The sequence below is a fragment of the Pseudomonas sp. B611 genome, from assembly GCF_055407965.1.
In genome coordinates, this window is the sequence record NZ_JBUZST010000003.1 from 387,730 (window position 1) to 406,619 (window position 18,890).

Genomic DNA, 18,890 nt, shown 5'->3' on the forward strand with positions numbered 1-18,890 from the left:
GCGGCCTCAGCGTGTTTGCGCTGGGGCCTGATTGGCTTGTGATTGTTCCCTTAGCTCCATCATCAGCTCGCTCACAAGTGATGTGAACCATCGAGTGAACGGATCCTGATTCAACACATGCTGCCACGCTATCCCGATATTGAATCGGGAGGAGTTGAACGGCAGAGCGCTTATGGCCAGTCCGAAATGGTCGGCCAGGAAGTGTGCTGTGGTGGAAGGTACGTTGCACAGGATGGGGGTCTCTTTGAGCACCAGCGGCAGCGTTGAAAACCTCGCCAATGTGGCAATGACATTTCGGGTGCGTCCTAGCGCCTGTAGTTGAGGCTCAAGCATTCCGCAGATCTCACCACGAGGCGAGATCAGCAGCTGCGGGGTCGCTAAGTACTCATCCAGTCCTATGGGAGCGGCCAACACGATTTGTTTGGGGTCAAACAGCGCCACAAACCCCTCTTCATAGAGGATTTGGCAAGGCTCTCTGAGCTGCAGTTCTGGCAGTAATGCAGCCAGCACCACCTCCGCGTCGCCCGACTGCAGCATTTTGTCGATGCAGTGGTAGTCAGCGTCTCTGACGACCAGTCGAACGCCGGGTGCCTGCTCCTGAAGCGCACGAATGAGGCGCGGAAGCAGCGCCGCCTCCAGGTCATCGGCTATCGCAAATCGCACCACACGTGTGACGGTGGCTGGATCGAAATGCCCTCGTTCCAAAAGTGCCAATCGAAGGTCTTGCAGAAATGGATCGATCAGCGTCACCAGCTCCAACGCCTTGGGGGTAGGTGCCATGCCCCTCCCCGTTCGCACCAAGAGCTGATCATTCATCAACTCTCGAAGCCGGTTCAGCGACATGCTGATCGCGGGAGATCCCACATGCAAAAGCGCCGCTGTTTGCCTGACGCTGCGCTCACGTACCAAGACGCTCAACACTACCAACAGGTTGAGATCCATTTTCCTAAGTTCATTTAAAGTGAATTCGCTCTTCATAATGTTCACTCTAGTCGAATCTATGTGTGCTCGCTATGCTTTTTTCACCAGCATTACAGATGGAGAAAAACATGACCACCATGCGTACTGTTCGAGTAGACACCCTACGAGAACCGCTAAAGATCTGCCGAGTGAACATCCCGGAAATCGGTGATGACGAGGCCCTCGTGCGGGTCACCGCATCGGGGATTTGCCGTACCGATTGGCATCTGTGGAATGGCGACTGGGCCTGGTTGGGTTTGAAGCTGCCAATGCCAACAACCCTGGGTCACGAAATTGGCGGAGTGGTCGAGAAAGTCGGCTCACGCGTCAAAGGACTTACCGCAGGTACCCGTGTCAGCGTCCCGTTCAACTTCGCGTGCGGATGCTGCCCACAGTGCCGCAAGGGCTCTCAGAATATTTGCGACGACGCCTCATGGCCTTTCATGCTGGAAGGGTCAGGCGGTTGGTCTGAGTACGTTCGAGTGCCTAACGCCTCGCTCAACTGCGTTCCACTTCCTGAGAGTGTTACGGAGCTCGACGCTGCAGCGCTGGGCTGCCGATACATGACGGCCTACCGAGCGGTGGCCAGTCGCGCCAATGTCAAAGGTGGCGAAAAGGTAGCGATTGTTGGCTTGGGTGGTGTTGGTCTCGCAGCAGTTGAGATCGCGGTTGCGCTCGGAGCCCAGGTGATCGGTATCGATACACGTGAAGCTCAGCTCAAGGCCGCTGCCAAGCTTGGCGCCGTCGCGACCCTCAACAGTTCGGGCCTGACCCCAGAACAGGCCGGTGAGAAAGTGCGTGCACTGAACAACGGCACTGGCGTTAGCGCATCGATCGACGCGGTCGGGGTCAGCAACGCCACACTGACAGCCCTTGAAAGCCTGATGAAGGGTGGCCGTATGGCGACCGTGGGCTTGTCCAGCGAAGAAGACAAAGGCCTGTTGACCATCCCGATCGACAAGCTTGTGTTCAGCGAATGGTCGATCGCCGGCAGCTTGGGCAATCCGCAGCCTGAATACGCCAAGCTGCTTTCAATGATCGACGCAGGCCGACTCAATCCGAGCCAGCACGTGACCGAGCAAGTCAGTCTGGAAGACGTCCAGTCCGTGATGGACAGGATGCCCAAATTCGATACCAACGGTTACGTCATCATCACCAAGTTCGACTGAATCAGGAATTTTCTCAATGCCTCTTATCTACGTAAACAGCCCCGAAGGCACCTTCAGTGATTCGGCACGCGACGCCTTGGCCGAAGAGCTGACTGTCGCGGCCCTTGAGTCGGAAGGCCTGCCCACCACCCCGTTTGTTAAAAGCACCACCTGGATTTACTTCAAAGATCACCCTGCTTCCCATGTCTACCACGGCGGTAAGCCTGGCGGCACCAAGATCATTCTAGATCCGGGGCACATTCCGGTGCTCGCCGGGCTGTGGCACATCGACGGCGCAACGGCGCGCCACGATGCCGTGGCCTGGGGTTACGCCAAGCAGGCGGCCAAGCACGGCGTGGAGATTCACCAGCTAACCGAAGTGCAGGAACTGGTCATCGAAAACGGCACCATCACGGCGGTCAAAACCAATCGCGGCACGATCCAGTGCGGCTGCGCGGTTCAGGCCGTCGCGGGGATGAGTTCGCAACTGATGAAGAAGGCCGGGATTCGCTCGCCGATCCAGACCTTCCCGCTGCAAGCCATGGTGACCCAGCCGTTCAAGCCATTCCTCGATCCGCTGGTGAGTTCCTCTGCCCTGCACTGCTACGTGCAGCAGACCAGCCGTGGCGAAGTGGTCTTCGGCGGCGGTTCCGATCCCTACCCGCTGTTCAACACCCGCTCCACGCTGGATCTGAAAGAAAGCCTGCTGGCCCACGCCATCGAGATGTTCCCGTTCCTGGCCAACGCCAAGCTCATGCGTCAGTGGGCCGGGATCACCGACATGACCCCGGATTACAGCCCGATCATGGGCCTGTCGCCGGTGAAGAATTACTACCTCGATGCGGGCTGGGGCACGTGGGGCTTCAAGGCCACGCCGATCTGCGGAAAGACCATGGCTGAGCTCGTGGCCAGCGGCGGCAAGGTGCCGGAGCTGATCAAACCCTTCGGTCTGGAGCGTTTTTCGACCTTCCAGCAAGTCAACGAAATGGGCGCCACAGCGGCCAGTCACTGACCGCCCTTGAGCCAGGAGAGACACATGAAAGTCATGACTTGCCCGCTCAACGGGCCGCGCAATATCAGCGAATTCACCTACGGCGGCGAGTTCAAGCAGATGCCCGATCCTCAGACCTGCAGCGACGCCGAGTGGGCCGATTACGTGTTCAACAGCGAAGACACTCTGGGCGTGGTGCGCGAATGGTGGATGCACAACCCCTCCAGCTATTGGTTTCTGGCCGAGCGCCACACCGGCAGCGACGAAATCCTGCGCACCTTCGACCCGAAAGAACTGTTCAACGCCCGCGTGGAATTCACCGCTGTTGCCCCCAGGGAGACCACCCGATGAGCCGCCTTCCCGCCCCCATGGGGCTGCTGATTGACCGTAATCAGCCACTCGATTTCAGTTTCGATGGCAATCCGTATCAGGGCTTTGCCGGCGACACCATCGCCAGCGCCCTGCTTGCCAACGGCCGCTTTCTGCTGTCTCGCTCGTTCAAATACCACCGCCCACGCGGCCCCCTGACCATGGCCGGGCAAGACGCCAACACGTTGGTGCAGCTGCCAAGCGAGCCCAACGTGCTGGCCGACAGTCACTTGCTGGAAAACGGCGTGCAGGTCACCGGGCAGAACTTCAACGGCTCGCTGGACAACGACAAGGACGCTTACCTCGGCAAGTTCTCCAAGTTCATGCCGGTGGGCTTTTATTACCGCTCGTTCTACAAGCCCAAGGGCGCGTGGAAACTCTGGGAGCCGATCATTCGCAAGAAGGCCGGCCTGGGCGTGCTCGACCTGAAATTCCAGCCCGAGTATTACGACAAAGCCTATCTGTTCGCGGACCTGGCCGTGATCGGCGCAGGCCCGGCCGGTCTTCAGGCCGCCCTGACTGCCGCCAACGCGGGCGCCAAGGTGCTGCTGATCGAGCAACAGCCGGTCCTCGGCGGCTCGCTGACGTACGCCCGCTTCGACCTCGAAGGCACCCGCGCCGAAACCCTGCGTCGTGAACTGGTCAGCGCCGTCGAAGGCCACGCCAACATTCGCGTGCTGAAAAAAGCCACCTGCAACGCCTGGTTCACTGACAACTACCTGCCGGTGATTCAGGGCAAGCGCATGTACAAAGTGCGGGCTACGCAATGCCTGATCGCCAGCGGCTCGTTCGATCAGCCGGTGATCTTCCGCAACAACGACTTGCCCGGCGTCATGTTGACCAGCGCCGCGCAACGCCTGATGAAGCTGTACGCGGTCAAGCCGGGCAAACGCGCGGTGGTGTTGACGGGCAACGACGACGGCTACCTGGCGGCGATGGACTTGCACGATCAGGGCGTTGACGTGGTAGCGCTCGTGGACATGCGCAGCAACCCCGCCGACCGCAGCCTGCTACTGGCGCTGGAAAAGCGCGGCGTGGTCTGTCACTTGGGCAGCACCGTGTTTGAGGCGCTGCACGAAAAAGGGATGCGCCACGTCAGCGGCGCTGACATTCGCAAGATCACCGGACAAGGCCAGGTGGCCAGCAGCGGTCTGGTTCTGGGTTGCGATCTGCTGTGCATGTCCGGCGGCTACATGCCGGTCTATCAGTTGTTGTGCCAGGCGGGTGGCAAGCTGGCCTACGATGACCAACTGGCGGAATTCACCCTCAGCGGTCTACCGAAAAACCTCACCGTTGCAGGCTCGGCCCACGGTTATCACGCGTTGGACAACGTGCTGGCCGATGCAATTCACGCTGCAGCCAATATCGTCATGGCGCTGAATTTGGAACTCGCTGCCAGGCCGCTGGCGATGCGCCCGGAAGCGCAGGTGAACTTCCCATGGCCGATCTTCCCACACCCCAAGGGCAAGGACTTCGTCGACTTCGATGAAGACCTGCAGGTGCGTGACATAGTGAATGCCACCAAAATCGGCTACCGCGACATCCAGCTGGTCAAGCGCTACTCCACGGTCGGCATGGGCCCGTCCCAAGGGCGTCATTCGGCGCTGCCAACCGCACGGCTGGTTGCCGCCTCGACGCAACGCAGCGTCAGCGAAACCGGCGTCACCACGGCACGTCCGCCTTTTGAAGCCGAGAAACTCGCCCATGTCGCAGGGCGGGCGTTCGATCCGTACCGCCAGACGCCAATGCACAAACGGCATGTGGAGGCCGGGGCGAAGATGATGCCTGCCGGCATCTGGCAGCGTCCCGCGTATTACGGCAAGGCCAGCGAGCGCGACGCGTGCATGCAGGCTGAAGCGCTGCACGTGCGCAACAAGGTCGGCATCATCGATGTCTCGACGTTGGGCGGTCTGGACGTGCGCGGCCCGGATGCCGCCGAACTGCTCAACCGTATGTACACCTTCGCCTTCCTCAAGCAACCGATTGGTCGCTCCCGTTATGCGCTAATGACCAACGAACAGGGCGCGGTGATCGACGACGGTGTGTGCGCACGCTTCGGCGAGCACCATTTTTACGTCACCGCCACCACCAGCGGCGTTGATCGCATTTATCAGCAGATGCTCAAGTGGAACGCACAGTGGCGGCTGGATGTGGACATCGCCAACGTCACGGCGGCGATTTCGGCGGTCAACGTGGCTGGGCCGGATTCGCGCAAAGTGCTGGAAAAGGTATGCCAGGACCTGGACCTGTCCGCTGAAGGCTTCCCTTATCTGGGCGTGCGTCAGGGCACGGTGGCGGGAATCAAGGCGCGCTTGCTACGAGTCGGTTTCGTCGGCGAACTGGGCTATGAAATTCACCTTCCCGCGCGCCATGCGCTGAAGCTGTGGGACGCTTTGATGGAAGCCGGCAAGGCTTTGGATATCCGCCCGTTCGGCGTCGAGACCCAACGCTTGCTACGCCTGGAAAAAGGCCACGTGATCATCAGTCAGGACACCGACGGCATGACCCATCCCGGAGAGATCGACATGGGTTGGGCGGTGAGCCGGACCAAGCCGTTCTTCGTCGGACGCCGCTCGGTGGACATCCTCGAAGCCCAGCCGCAGAAACGCAAACTGGTGGGTTTCACGCTGCCCAAGACCAGCCCGCAACCGCTGGAAGGCCATCTGGTGCTCCGCGGTCCGGACATCAGCGGCAACGTGACCTCCTGCGAGTACTCGCAATCCCTGGACACGATCATCGGCCTGGCCTATGCCGCGTTCGATCAGAGCCAGCCAGGGCAGCAGATTCCGATTCGGGTGGAGGGCGGCGTGATCGTCCAGGCCACGGTGGTGAAACTGCCTTTCTTCGATCCTGAAAACCAGCGCCAGGAGCTCTGACATGTCGAGCCTCAACACAGAAACATACATCGAACCCGCTCCGCTTCAGCTCGGCGCTTTACAACAATGCGTGCTGGTCGATCTGACCGAAGTACCGAGGGTCGGCTTTCGCGGTCAACAAAGCGCCGATTACTTGCAGGCGCGAGGTTTTAACCTGCCGGATGAGCCAAACCGGGCGGTCACTCAGGCCGATGGCAGCCATGTGGCACGCCTGTCGCAGACTGAGTACCTGATTCTCGGCAGTCTTCAGGACCGTGGCGAACGCATCGCCGATGAGGAAGCGCGCTGGGAGCTGGATCACAGCGCCAACTACCTATTGCCCCGGGAAGACAGTCACGCCTGGCTGCACTTGAGTGGCGTATGCATTGCCGAAGTCATGGCCAAACTCTGTGGCGTCGACCTGCGCCCCGCTGCCTTTCCGCCGGGCGCTGTCGCGCAGACCTCGGCGGCCCGCATCAACGTGATCGTGATCAACCTGGGAGCGAAAGACCAACCGGCGTTCCAGATCCTCTTCGACCGGGCGTCGCTGGCGTATTTCAAGGACGCAGTGATGGATGCCGTTACCGAGTTCGATGGGCAGGTGTTGGAGATTGAAGCACTCCAGTGAACTCAACTCCTTTATCAGCACAGCTTATCGGCGGCAGCGGTTTCAAAAGCCTCACTGCCGGCAAGCCGGACCGCTACGGGCAGTACTAGGGCTATTATCAAGGAGACGCCCGGATGAAAATGGCCGAAACGCCCGACAATGACACCGACTACAGTGTCCCCGCTCTTACCCGTGGGCTCAGTGTGCTGGGCATGTTCAACGCCGGCACACGCATCCTAAGCATTCAGGAAATCGCTGAGCGGCTGGGGGTCAGCACTTCGGCGGTATACCGCATCCTATTCACTCTGACCAAAATGGGTTATCTGAACAAACACAACACTCAATACGAACTCGGCGCTCGCGTCATCAGCGATGGTTTCAGTTACCTGGCCAGCCGCGATATAGTCGAAGTGGCGATGCCGCACTTAAACGAGCTGCGTGATCGCACATCTTTGTCCTGCCATCTAAGCATTCGTGAGCAAAGTGACAGCGTCTATCTATATCGGGCCTTCGCCGCCCAGCGGCTCTCGGTGAATATTCCTGTGGGCACGCGCATTGCGTGCCACTGTACCGCAATGGGTCGTATGCTTCTAACCTCACTTGGCGAAATAGAGCTAGGACAACTTTATCAACACATCCGTCTGGACGACTATCCGAACCCAGCACCCCGTACACTAGTGGAATTACAAAGCTTGATTGCCGAAGACAGAGCACGAGGCTGGGTACTGCATCGGTCCGATTATTCGACAGCTATTGCAGCATCAATCAAAGATTATAGCGGGAAAGTAGTGGCCGCTATTAATCTGTCTGGGCCCGATGCAGTAATGGATCCCGACGGGATTGAAACGCAATATCGAGAATTATTATTGGATTGCAGCTTTAGCATTAGCAGCGAGCTAGGTTACCAAAAGCAACAAGGGCCACCGTAAAAAAGCCACTCTCTAATGAGAGTGGCCGTTCTCTTATGCAGTGACGTTAACCATATTGCCAGAATTTTCACTCCCAGCGCCTTTTACAGCTTGCAACAATGCAGCCATTACAGTCTGTAACGCTGCTGACGTGCTTGATATCTGAGTCTGAACAGCGCCAACGGCGGCCGCTTTCAACTCGGCAGCCTGTTGGCTGGATTGAATTTTTTGTAGCTGTTGTTGTTCTTGCTGGAGCTGCTTTTGAAGCTGAGCTATCTGACGTTTCAATTGCGACATTATATCAGATGATGCAGCGCCAGAGTTACCCTCCCCCCTACTCGTTTCTTTATCAACTTCTGAACTGTTTGCACCTCTTGCAGCTGCTACATTAGAGAGCTGTAACTTAGCTGCATCTGTGTTGTTAATATCACTAGCAGCCATCCTGCTAGTAACTCGTGTGAGGCCACCAGCATTTACATCATCATTGAAAACGTTTATCACACGCCACCTTTCCCCATTAATTATTAATTCACCGCCTAATCGGCTCAGCGTCAGCGTTTACTCAACGGAGAGATGAACGCTGTAGCATCAACGGCGAAGCGTCCAGCGAGCGTACGTGCGTGGGAGGTACGGCTATAGTTCCCAAAGAACTCCTTAAGTCCTCCCGAGCCTGCCCACAACAACATTGCCTTTTGCTCCCCAGTGTTGCCATCTAACGCCTCCAATTCGACAGCCAAGGCGCCGTTCAGTAGCGGTCCTATGGCCAAGGAAGTTACAGTATTGATCACAGGAGATGCCTCTGTAATTCGTGTAATACGAATTTTTATACGAAGAACCGGCTCAGTAGTAGGGTCACCCTTCAAATCAAACTTCTTTCGCATCTGCGCATTAACATCATCACGCAGCACGTCTGAAATTTCTGTGCAGACCTCAGGAGATACTTCCTTGGCAACGGCAGGAGCAACCTGCACCGACTCTATAACGGCCACTCTATACCGACCAAAATCGACAGGCTGGGGAGGAATCGACATCTCGTTTTCACCACTTGCTGCCAAGCCCTGATAAGACGTCGCCTGGTCAGATTTTAGTGGAGTATGCGAGGCACACGCACTAATACCGAAAACCGCCGCGATCAAAAAACAGCCTCTCCCAAAATAATGGATTTTATCTGAGGCTTTATGCGAAGACCCACATACCAAACTTGCACGCCACGCACTTTTTGAAGCATTCATATATTAGCCCTTAATGATTGAAACACCTGGTCTCGCGCAAAAATAGCGCGAACACATAAAACCAACGCTCGTAAAAAAATAGGATACAGCGCGATCGCGCGCCTCGCATTAAACATGCCGAAACAACAATCACTGTGCAAAAGATTATATCTAAAACTTCAGATATCAGACGTTAGAAATTTAGCCAGCAGTCTGATCAGCATAACTTCAAAGCATTTGCAGAGGCGCACTAAAAAGCGCGACTATAGAATAAAGAAAAAGACTCAATCCCATCATTCGGTTCTTTTATCCCAGCATTTGAGTAATGTATTGCTCGAACACCTACTTTTTGAGTCTCACCGATTTTCAAGCCAGCACCTAGACGATCCTCAAAGTTAAAGCGGACCCCATAGCCCTATCACCTGCATTTCCTCCGGAGAAAACGGCTAAACCCACCCCCAACTCTATGAAAGGTTTGATGTGAGAGGTACCGAATTCGTAGACGAAAACGGGAGCAAAAGATAAGGAATGTCTAGCACCAGCTTTTCTACCAGCCTCCCAAAAGGTGTAACCAAAATCCCAATATCCTGTAAGTTTCCCTATTCGACTCTGCAACCATGAACTGCCCCAATTCACGCTCAGACCAGCGCGACCAGTCAGGCCGCCCTGACTTGTCGAACCAACAGACGAGGACAGCTCAACGGCCTGCGAGGCAGAGGAAAAAAAAACAGAAGTATTGCCATGATGACTCTTTTCATACCCACACCCCTTAATTTCAGATATTTAACTCTTCCATCACTTAAGATTTTTCTATAAAAATACCGCCAGGGGAGATTCCGAGATGCGTAGTACTAGTGAAAAATTATCCTACCATCCCCTTGACCAGCATTAACTGCGAGCATGACACAATCAACCAGCCTGCTGAGCGCCTAGTTTAATTAGCAAAACCCCACCAACGATTAAGACAATACCCAACCCCATTAATTTAGTAAGTGGATCTTTAAAAAGATAGTTCGCAACAATTGCAGTCAGGGCCACACCACAGGCAGACCATATCCCATAAGCGACTCCGACACTCAACCCTTCAGCAAGAGTCAAACTGAGCAATGAAAACGCAATTAAATAGGAAGCCAGAACTGGCAAAATCCATACTTTACGGCGAAAACCATCTGAAGCACGCATTGAGAGCGTGCCTGCGACTTCGAACAAAATGGCACCAATCAAGTAGATCCAACTCATTGTCATTCCTCCACTTTGCGATGAGATGCGACAGATCCCGCTTCAACTAGCCAGACGCCAGCGATGATGCAAACGATGCCTAGTCCCATAATCCAAGTAAGGGGATCGCTGAACAAAATGTGTGCCACCACGGCGGTAAACGCCACTCCGCAAGCGGCCCAGATACCATAGGCGACGCCAATAGCCATGCCTTCTCGCAGCACCATGGAAAGCGCTACAAACGCCCCCACATAGCCGCAAATAACGACCACGATCCACTGAGGATTATCCACTGCAGCGCGGAGTGAGAGCGTCGCCACAACCTCAAGTACTATCGCCATAAGAAGCCATATCCACTGTTTCATTCGGTTTCCTCGTTAGCTAATTAGGCTGTAGCCGCCGCACAGCCAGAGTTTGTAGAAATCCTTGATTTAATTTGGGCAAGCGTAGTCCGAGCTTGCCATCCAAGGTATCACCGTCTGAACAATGCGGACGCTGAGCTCCCTTATCAATTGTTGATGCGCCAAAACCAACGCGCTCATTTCAGCGGTCGCCTCCTGACGAATCACTGATGTGCAGCTCAAGCTTCTGCGTGGACCAGCTCCCCTAGTATTTCTCAGGCTCCAAATTGCCTCAATCAAAGCATAGTGCCCTGGAACCATCTCGAGACGACGTATGTCGACCTGTATAGACGCATTTTGCAAACCTGAGTCGCGAGCGACACCCGCACTGTCCGCCCGCCCCATCTGCAGTCTTAGGTGATGCCGTAGCGCAGATCTCACCTCATCTGACAAAGGGGAGGCCCAGCGTTCTGTCTCCAGTATCTGAACGCCACTCTCTCCTTGACGAACAACTATCTGAGGCTGATCAACTTGAGCCGGTACGTTAACGGTCGTCAGCTCATACTGAAACGGCACCACTGTTGGGGTGATAAGTGAATCCGTAGCAGGCATCAGCGTGTAATAATGCGTGGGCGCAGAGCTGCAAGCAGTCAGGGTTAGGCACGCTACAAGGACATAAAAACCTATTTTCACTCAGAAGACTCCGAAGATAGAGCGGGTGAAGAGGAATTGCTTGAGCGAATACCGTCAGGTTGCCCATCCTTCACTCTGCCGCGAATCAACGCTTCTGGGTGTCGGCTCAGCAAATCGCTAAGCACACGCACTGATCGTGCAGAACGTTGTACTTCATCCATCACCTGACCAAACTGCTGGCGCTGTGGGGAGTCCTCAGCAAAACTCTCGTTGACTATGGTCAGCGTTTTTTGTGTCTGGCCTAACGCATCACGCATTTGCGGCAGTACCTGTCCATTAACCTGCTGCAACGTCTTACGCATTTCTACTAAGTTGTTATTGAAGTTACCTGCAATCTGCTCGAACGGAACTTTACTGATTTTTTCCACGATACGCTGAACCTGGTCCTGCAGTTTGTCTAAACTGCCAGGAACTGTTGGCATTTCCATAGGACGAGCGGCTAAATTAAAATGTACGGGCTGAGCATTTGGGACGAAATCAAGTGCAATATAAAGTTGGCCCGTCAACAAGTTTGCTGTTCGGACTTGAGCGCGCAGCCCCTCTTTGACGAATGTTGATATTAACTGTGCTGACTTTTTACCGTCTTCATCTTCACCTGTACCATACGCAGTAAGTATTTGGTCATAAGCCTGGCCTAAGCGTTGGGGGTAAATAACCGCGCCAACCATAACCGCGAAGCTATTGGTTGACGGGTTGAAGTCCAGATCGGTGGACACAACCTTCCCAATGTTCACGCCTAGGAATTCGACAGGCGCATTTACCGCTAAACCGCGCATTGACTGATCGAAATGCATTCGAATGAAGAAGGGCTCACCATCTGGCGGAGCCAAAGCAGTTGCTTGGTCTTTAAATAATGGAAAGGCGCTATGCTCTTCAGTATTTTTAGCATCGGCCCCATAGGGCGGCTCCATAAAAGCAATACCGCCCGATACGATGGACGCCACAGACTGGGTATTAACCTTCAGCCCTTCTGCGCCAAAACTCACGTCTACCCCACTGGCATTCCAGAATCGAGTTCCAGAGGTGATAAATTTATCATTTGGCGCGTTAATGAAAATTTCGATTTCGACACCTTTGCCATCAACAGACAGCTGGTAAGAGACAACCTGCCCGACTTCGATGCGCCTGTAGTAAACCGGAGAACCGACGTCAAGCGAGCCAAGATCGTCAGCGTTCAATGTAAAACGCGTCCCTTTCTGCCCATAGGTTATTGGCGGCGGACTTTCCAACCCCTTGAAAGCTACCTTGGTTTCACTTGATTCACCGGGATCTGCGCCAATAAAGGCGCCCGACATAAGCGTGTCGATGCCCGAAATACCCTGTGCACCGACGCGGGGTCGAACAACCCAAAAACGCGAATTCTGAGCTGTAAACGCTTTAGCGGAACGTTCTAATTGAACAGTCGCCACAGCGTGATCACGATCATCGCTCAAAGAAATATTAGCGACTTGGCCGATGACTACATTTTTGTATTTCACCTGAGTTTTTCCCGCCACGAGACCTTCGGCACTTGAAAAACTGACTTGGATTTCTGGTCCCTCTGACAGAAGGTTATGCGCAGCCATCGATACGCCGATCAATGCAGCAACTATAGGAAGCAACCAAACCAGTGAGAAGCCCTTGCTTCGATCTTTTACACGAGGTCTTTCAGGCTCTTGGTTAGCACCGACACTCAGTTGATCAGACATTTTCTACCTCAGAATCCCAAATAAGTCGGGGATCAAAACTCATAGAAGCCAGCATGGTGAAGACCACCACGAGGCCAAAAAAAACGATCCCTATTCTGGGTTCGATATTGCTCAACAACTGAAATTGTACAAGTGCAGCCAGCACCGCGACGACCAGCACATCGAGCATGGACCAATAGCCAATGCGTTCAACAATGCGATAGAGACTGGATCGCTCTAATGTGCGCCATCGGCTGCGGCGCTGAGTGCTTGTCAGTAGCAGGAACATAATAAGAAACTTCATGCACGGCACTACTACACTGGCTACAAATATCAATAACGCGATGTCCCAAGCACCACTTTTCCACAGTTCGATCACACCACCCATGATGGTGCTATCACGACCATGACCTAGAATATCAGTACGCATAACCGGCATTAAATTAGCCGGCAGATAAAAAATCATGCCCGTGAGGAGCAGCGCCCACGTTCGAATAAGGCTATTGGGCTTACGGTGGTGAAGTTGTGCTCCACAACGATCACAAATGTTCACGAGAATGGAGCATGTCTTTTTACAGGTATGACAAAGAACCAACTGTAACTCTGAGGCATTTGGAGGACGTCGGGCCATCATACGTAACGCGCCTCGCCCCATAACTGCTCAATGCTTTTATTGGTTACAACAATACTGACAACGCAAAGTAAAACTAACGCCAACAGCCCCAATCCTGGCCGAACATCTAACAACCCATTCAGTTTAATAAGCGCGACTAGAATACCCAGCAAACATACCTCGAGCATGCTCCAAGGTTTTAAGTCCACTAGCAGACGCATGCAGCGCTCGAAACCGGGCGCACGTCGATGTCGGTTAGCAAATCCAAGCAACCAGCACAATAAAGCAATCTGCAGACCCGGAGCCAAAATAATGCATAATCCAGCCACAAAAGCGATCGGGGTAACTTCGCCTTGCGCTAATGCCCAAACCGAAGACCACAATATTGCCTGATTACCCACCCCCTGAAAACTCACATCTATGACAGAAAATACATTAGCAAAGACGAACAAAAGCGCACTGGCGATAGAGATCGCAAACAACTGTTCAATCGTAAATGTAGATCCCTGTTGAAGCACTCCCTTGCACCGTGTGCAAAACGCTGTCTGACCAGATTCCAGCATTACATATTCGAAAACTGAATCGCAATGCTCACAGATAATCCAGTCAGAATTTTGCTGCATGTAAGTTTTCCTAAACGTGGGTTCGACACACCATCCACTCTTACTGAGTAACTACGTAAACGTATAGAACACTCGAAGATTCTTAACCAGGAACCCACAAGCGGTCAGTAAACGGGGAGCGATGGTCTAATTTGAAAAGCACAGAGCAAGGCTACACTGCGCTTTTCAATAAACGATTCAGAAAATATCAAGATTTTATCAAGATTTAGCAATACTCACTAAGGCAGTGCGCGACGATCGCCACGATTACCGTGTGGAGGTTCTCAATTAAGCGCAGGGATTGATATTTGAATAGCCAAGCCCCCACCATCGCGGTTGGACGCACTGATATTACCGCCATGAGCCTCACAAATCGCCGAGGCAATTGACAACCCCAACCCCGTACCGCCCCAAGGCCGAGCGCGAGAACTTTCAGCTCGCCAAAAACGGTCGAACATGCGTGATAGCTGGTCCTCCTTCACTCCAGGGCCTCTATCGGCGACAACCAAGAAAAAAGCACCGTCAAACTGACTTGCTGTCACTTCGCAATGTCTACCTTGAGCGGCATAGCGCAGCAAGTTGTCAATCAGAATCGACAACGCCTGGCCAATCCTATCTCGATCAGCCATCAGCGTGAATTCACGTACAGCATTAACCTGCACCACGACACCCGCAGCGACAATCTGAGGCGCAGCCCATTCAAGGCGCTCAGAAATCAGCTCATTCACGGAAAACTGGTATTTCTCCATCGCTAACTGACCAGCCCGGGCCAGAGACAACAAATGCAAATCACCCACTAGTCGATTCAACTGGTCAAGCTGACCTTTGACCAGCATTAGCTGTTGAGGATCACTGGGGAACACCTCGTCCAGCATGCCTTGCACGCGCCCCATCGCCGCATTGAGCGGAGTTCTAAGCTCATGGGCGAGCACCGCACTGGACACACGAACCTCGCGCTCATACTGCTCAAGCTTCGCAGTCATCCTGTTGAAGTCTTTCGCCAGTTTTCTAAGCTCGGCGGGAGCACCAGGGACACTTGGCGCCCGCACCGAAAAGTCCCCCTGTGCAACTTTCCGGGCAGCACGGGCAACATCTGAAAATTGTTGAGACAATGGCCGAGAAGCCAATAGGCCACCTAAAATCACGACCGGTATTGAGACCATGACAAATAGTGCAAGCCACCACCAATCACGGTTTGCCATACCCGGGAGAAAGTCTCCTACGTCATAATAACGTTGAAATAGCTCCCACAATCGAGCTTGATTGTAATTTGGATCTGCGCGAAGCTCTTCGAGTTCGGGCCTTACCGACGCAGGGATCTGCTGAGTCGTGGTGTAGTCCCAAATCGCAAATCGTAGCCACATGCCAAATGTAATACTGAAAACCACACCTAGTGCAAGCAAGCTCATGCGTAGGCAAACCCAGTACCAAAGTGTTGAGCGAGTTTTACGCGAAAAAGGGAGTTTCATTGTGCCCTCCGAAACCGATAACCGACGGCTCGGACGGTGACCAACACATCAGTTATACCATTCACCTCCAATTTCTTGCGGAGATTGTGAATATGAGTGTCTATAACGCGATCTAAAGCTCCACTTTCAGGCAAACACGCCTCTAACAACTCATTGCGCGTAAATGCTTTGAATGGGGCGCGGAGCAAGGTTGCTAATAAATTAAATTCAGTCGGAGTGAGATCCAACAATTCGCCACCCATTTTCCCTCCTTCTACATGCGCGGTAAATGTTTGGAGATCAACCAGTAGAGAACCATCGCGAAGTTGATTTTTTGGCGCAAGGACACCGGCATCTGTTCTACGAAGAACTGCAACTACCCTGGCAACCACCTCCTTAGGATTATAAGGTTTAACAACATAGTCATCTGCACCGTAACGAAGTGCCCCTAATTTTTCTGGCTCGTCACCAATCGCAGTCACCATAATTACCGGTGTGTTTCCCAAACGGCGAATGATTGAAAGAACTTCCGTACCACTAAGTTTAGGCAGCATCACATCCAGCAGGACCAAATCCGGTCTCCAACGGGCATGCATTTCTACACCGCGCTCGCCATCCTCGGCGATAGCCACTTCAAATCCGTCACCACGAAGATATGCCTCGAGCGTGTTTGCACTTAAGGCGTCGTCCTCAACCACCAGCACCTTTTTGCCTACCATAATAGCCTCTTGATGAAACCTTGATAATTTCCGCAACGATTCTTGAAAGTCATATGCAACCATCTGTTTCCAAGATAACAGCGAATGGTTGAGTTGATGGCTACTTTCTTACCAACAGAGAATCAGACCAGTTTCTTCCGACGCAGTGGGACGCTGGTATTCGGGGTTCTGCTCCCCGTAGTCATCAGTCTATCTGCTTGTTCACTGGCACCAACGTACCAGCGACCTGAAGCATCGATTCCTGCAAAATTTGATACTTCGACGGTTCCCACCTCGAAGGTTTCGGAAGGAAGATCGGAACCGCTCTCTACGCAGGAACGCCTTTTTCTTAAGGCGTTTTCGACAAGCGATGATCTCGTCCCGCTCGTCGAACGTGCTTTGGCTAACAATCGTGACTTTAAAGTCGCAACGCTCCAGGTCGAACAAGCACGCGCGCTAAATCGCATTGATCGCGCACAACAGCTTCCCAGCGTGAGTGCCTCAGTCCAACGCTTCCGTCAGAAATTCGATGATCCCAGCCTCGATGCGCGCTACGGACAGAAATTGAGTGCTGCGACCATTGGTACATCGGATTTCGAGCTGGATTTCTTCGGCCGGGTTCGCAGCCTTTCCGACGCATCCAGGCATCGGTATCTGGCCAGCGCTCAAGGACAACGCGCGTTTCGCGGTGCTCTGATTTCAGAAGTTCTACGTGCTTATGTCATTGATCGCGCAGCTGCGGCTCAAGCACAACAACTGCGAAACGCATATCTCGATACGCTGACCCTACTCAATCTCGCCGAACGCCAACGAGACGTTGGGACGTTATCTGAAGATGAAGTGAACCTGCAACGCAGCGACACCGAACACTCACACGCAAGCATGCAGCAGGCTCAAACCGACGCGGCTGGCGCACGAAATGCGCTGCAGTTGCTGACTGGCTACGCCGGCGCGCCCCCCGCGGGAAAGGTCGAGGAGTTGGCCAATCCCAATGAGTCGCTCGACTGGATGAATTCGTTGCACTCTGAGGTACTGCTGGAACGTCCCGACATCCTTCAGGCGGAGGAGCAACTGCGGGCCTCCAATGCTGACATCGGCGCAGCCAGAGCCGCGTTCTTTCCATCAATTACGTTGAGTACCTCATTGGGTACTGCCAGCGATGGTCTGGGAAACCTGTTCGATTCAGGTGGCCGCGTTTGGACCTTCATTCCTCAAATCACGCTGCCCATTTTCAATCATGGCCGTAACAGCGCCAATCTCGATCTGGCACAGCTACGTAAAGAAGCGGCAGTGGCCGACTACGAAAGAACCGTGCAATCAGCGTTCCGAGAAGTATCCGATGCGCTCATTGCCCGCACCGCGCTGATTGAACGAGTACGTAGCGAGCGTGGACTGGGGATCACAGAGGATGAACGTGTTCGGCGAGCGACTGCGCGCTTCGAAGCGGGATGGGAGGACCAACCGCGGCTATTGTCGGCACGCCTTCGGCTCCACCAAACCCGCATCGACGGTATTTTCGCGCAACGGGACTTAGCCCTTAATCGTATCGCCCTTTTCCACGCCTTCTATGGCGTAACCATGAACGCTCCAGCAACGTTAGGAAAAAAATCATGAAAAAACTTTCTGCGCACGCATTAAGACGCTCTGCTGCCCACATATTCTACGGTTCGGTCATGTCCTTGCCGTTGGCGCTTCAAGTGCAGGCTGAAACGCCCTCAATTACCGACAGCATCTTTGGTGGCGAAACTCAAGCTAGCATCGGTGTAGGTGTTGCCGGTGGGCCCCGCTACATGGGCTCAAAGGATTACCGGAGTGTGCCGGTTCCGGTGCTCTCGCTAAGCCGCGGCATTTTTTTTGTTGATACCTACCGAGGGTTAGGCTTGCAGTGGCAGTCGTCTTCCGGCTTCTACATCAGTCAGTCATTTTTCTACGACGCTGGCAGGGATGATCGCAATAACGACTTCAGGCCTGGGTCTAACCGACTCTCAGGCATGGGCGAAGTCAACAGCACAGCAACCAGTATTCTGTATCTAAGTCAGCAAGTGACGCCATGGCTCTCGGTCAATGGCGAAGCCGAATTTGCGCTGGATGGTGGAGAAAGGGGAACACGCTATCGCGCCGGGCTAGAAGCGACGGTATTGAACCAGTCCAGAGACATCATTGTGCTTGGGCTTGACGTCCGAGCTGCCGATCATCGCTACAACCAGGCCTATTTCGGCGTAACTGGTCAGCAATCTCAGCAATCGAGGTTTACCGCATTTACCCCTGGGGGCGGCCTGAATCAGTACGCTCTGAACGCGAACTGGACTCATAAATTTGACGAAAACTGGTCAACGTATGTGCTGGTAACCGCATCGGAATTGGGCGGAAAAGTTGAGGACAGCCCTCTGATCGAACGCAAAGGAGCTGTGAGCGCCGTTACCTCCATCAGTTATACGTTCTGACCCTGCTAGACGGCAGCCGCTCAACTATAAATATCGGGAATACATGTCGTGATCCATGCCCCTCGTGCGCCTCTTGTACCTTTAATAATGATGTTAAGTCTAATTGCTGGGTGCGGT

At 53.8% G+C, this 18,890-nt stretch carries 18 protein-coding genes and 2 pseudogenes; 8 read left to right on the forward strand and 12 right to left on the reverse strand.

The features are described from left to right. Nucleotides 1-6: 6 nt before the first annotated feature. On the reverse strand, nt 7-978 hold the full coding sequence (locus ACZRMO_RS09980) for a LysR substrate-binding domain-containing protein (RefSeq protein ID WP_102879481.1): 972 nt from the start codon (nt 976-978) through the stop codon (nt 7-9). A gap of 71 nt (nt 979-1,049) precedes the next feature. Here ACZRMO_RS09980 and ACZRMO_RS09985 point away from each other — a divergent pair, with 71 nt between their 5' ends. From ACZRMO_RS09985 to ACZRMO_RS10010, 6 genes and pseudogenes are all read left to right on the forward strand, one after another. Next, nucleotides 1,050-2,129 carry an alcohol dehydrogenase catalytic domain-containing protein gene (locus tag ACZRMO_RS09985; RefSeq protein ID WP_169906557.1) on the forward strand — a complete coding sequence of 360 codons (1,080 nt, stop codon included), beginning with the start codon at nt 1,050-1,052 and terminating at the stop codon, nt 2,127-2,129. Nucleotides 2,130-2,352: 223 nt separating this feature from the next. Beyond that, nucleotides 2,353-3,120, forward strand: a pseudogene (locus tag ACZRMO_RS09990) (FAD-dependent oxidoreductase); the annotation flags it as partial. 24 nt (nt 3,121-3,144) lie between these two features. Further along, the gene (locus tag ACZRMO_RS09995) at nt 3,145-3,450 is read left to right on the forward strand and encodes a sarcosine oxidase subunit delta (protein WP_169905043.1); all 306 of its coding nucleotides are present in this window, start codon (nt 3,145-3,147) and stop codon (nt 3,448-3,450) included. Further along, nucleotides 3,447-6,344, forward strand: coding sequence for a 2Fe-2S iron-sulfur cluster-binding protein (locus tag ACZRMO_RS10000; RefSeq protein ID WP_197880422.1), 2,898 nt, complete (start codon nt 3,447-3,449; stop codon nt 6,342-6,344). The genes ACZRMO_RS09995 and ACZRMO_RS10000 overlap by 4 nt, the downstream gene beginning before the upstream one ends. A gap of 1 nt (nt 6,345) precedes the next feature. Beyond that, nucleotides 6,346-6,951: a sarcosine oxidase subunit gamma gene (locus ACZRMO_RS10005; protein ID WP_102879483.1), complete on the forward strand. Its 606-nt coding sequence runs from the start codon at nt 6,346-6,348 to the stop codon at nt 6,949-6,951. A 113-nt stretch (nt 6,952-7,064) separates the two neighbouring features. Beyond that, nucleotides 7,065-7,859 carry an IclR family transcriptional regulator gene (locus tag ACZRMO_RS10010; RefSeq protein WP_102879484.1) on the forward strand — a complete coding sequence of 265 codons (795 nt, stop codon included), beginning with the start codon at nt 7,065-7,067 and terminating at the stop codon, nt 7,857-7,859. Between the two features lie 33 nt (nt 7,860-7,892). On the opposite strand, the gene ACZRMO_RS10015 is transcribed toward ACZRMO_RS10010, so the two are convergent. The 11 genes and pseudogenes from ACZRMO_RS10015 to ACZRMO_RS10065 form a co-directional block, all read right to left on the reverse strand. Then, nucleotides 7,893-8,279: a hypothetical protein gene (locus tag ACZRMO_RS10015; protein ID WP_146036628.1), complete on the reverse strand. Its 387-nt coding sequence runs from the start codon at nt 8,277-8,279 to the stop codon at nt 7,893-7,895. 110 nt (nt 8,280-8,389) lie between these two features. Beyond that, nucleotides 8,390-9,070 carry a DUF3313 family protein gene (locus ACZRMO_RS10020; protein WP_102879485.1) on the reverse strand — a complete coding sequence of 227 codons (681 nt, stop codon included), beginning with the start codon at nt 9,068-9,070 and terminating at the stop codon, nt 8,390-8,392. A 229-nt stretch (nt 9,071-9,299) separates the two neighbouring features. Beyond that, nucleotides 9,300-9,823 (reverse strand): annotated as a pseudogene (locus ACZRMO_RS10025) (acyloxyacyl hydrolase). Nucleotides 9,824-9,958: 135 nt separating this feature from the next. Further along, nucleotides 9,959-10,288 carry a DMT family transporter gene (locus ACZRMO_RS10030; protein ID WP_102879486.1) on the reverse strand — a complete coding sequence of 110 codons (330 nt, stop codon included), beginning with the start codon at nt 10,286-10,288 and terminating at the stop codon, nt 9,959-9,961. 2 nt (nt 10,289-10,290) lie between these two features. Continuing rightward, nucleotides 10,291-10,632, reverse strand: a complete 342-nt coding sequence (locus ACZRMO_RS10035) for a DMT family transporter (RefSeq protein ID WP_102879487.1) — start codon at nt 10,630-10,632, stop codon at nt 10,291-10,293. 66 nt (nt 10,633-10,698) lie between these two features. After that, nucleotides 10,699-11,220, reverse strand: coding sequence for a PqiC family protein (locus tag ACZRMO_RS10040; RefSeq protein ID WP_102880063.1), 522 nt, complete (start codon nt 11,218-11,220; stop codon nt 10,699-10,701). 77 nt (nt 11,221-11,297) lie between these two features. Further along, nucleotides 11,298-12,989, reverse strand: a complete 1,692-nt coding sequence (locus ACZRMO_RS10045; protein ID WP_102879488.1) for a PqiB family protein — start codon at nt 12,987-12,989, stop codon at nt 11,298-11,300. After that, on the reverse strand, nt 12,982-13,602 hold the full coding sequence (locus tag ACZRMO_RS10050; protein WP_232103917.1) for a paraquat-inducible protein A: 621 nt from the start codon (nt 13,600-13,602) through the stop codon (nt 12,982-12,984). Before ACZRMO_RS10050 ends, ACZRMO_RS10045 begins: the two co-directional genes overlap by 8 nt. Then, the gene (locus tag ACZRMO_RS10055) at nt 13,599-14,204 is read right to left on the reverse strand and encodes a paraquat-inducible protein A (protein WP_198832035.1); all 606 of its coding nucleotides are present in this window, start codon (nt 14,202-14,204) and stop codon (nt 13,599-13,601) included. The genes ACZRMO_RS10050 and ACZRMO_RS10055 overlap by 4 nt, the downstream gene beginning before the upstream one ends. Nucleotides 14,205-14,467: 263 nt before the next feature. Next, nucleotides 14,468-15,652 carry an ATP-binding protein gene (locus ACZRMO_RS10060; protein WP_102879490.1) on the reverse strand — a complete coding sequence of 395 codons (1,185 nt, stop codon included), beginning with the start codon at nt 15,650-15,652 and terminating at the stop codon, nt 14,468-14,470. Continuing rightward, on the reverse strand, nt 15,649-16,350 hold the full coding sequence (locus tag ACZRMO_RS10065) for a response regulator (RefSeq protein ID WP_198832037.1): 702 nt from the start codon (nt 16,348-16,350) through the stop codon (nt 15,649-15,651). The genes ACZRMO_RS10060 and ACZRMO_RS10065 overlap by 4 nt, the downstream gene beginning before the upstream one ends. Before the next feature lie 84 nt (nt 16,351-16,434). Here ACZRMO_RS10065 and ACZRMO_RS10070 point away from each other — a divergent pair, with 84 nt between their 5' ends. Both ACZRMO_RS10070 and ACZRMO_RS10075 read left to right on the forward strand, forming a co-directional pair. Continuing rightward, nucleotides 16,435-17,943 carry an efflux transporter outer membrane subunit gene (locus ACZRMO_RS10070; RefSeq protein ID WP_197880421.1) on the forward strand — a complete coding sequence of 503 codons (1,509 nt, stop codon included), beginning with the start codon at nt 16,435-16,437 and terminating at the stop codon, nt 17,941-17,943. Beyond that, entirely contained in the window at nt 17,940-18,773 is an 834-nt protein-coding gene (locus ACZRMO_RS10075) for a MipA/OmpV family protein (protein WP_102879492.1), read from the forward strand. The genes ACZRMO_RS10070 and ACZRMO_RS10075 overlap by 4 nt, the downstream gene beginning before the upstream one ends. Nucleotides 18,774-18,890 lie beyond the last annotated feature (117 nt).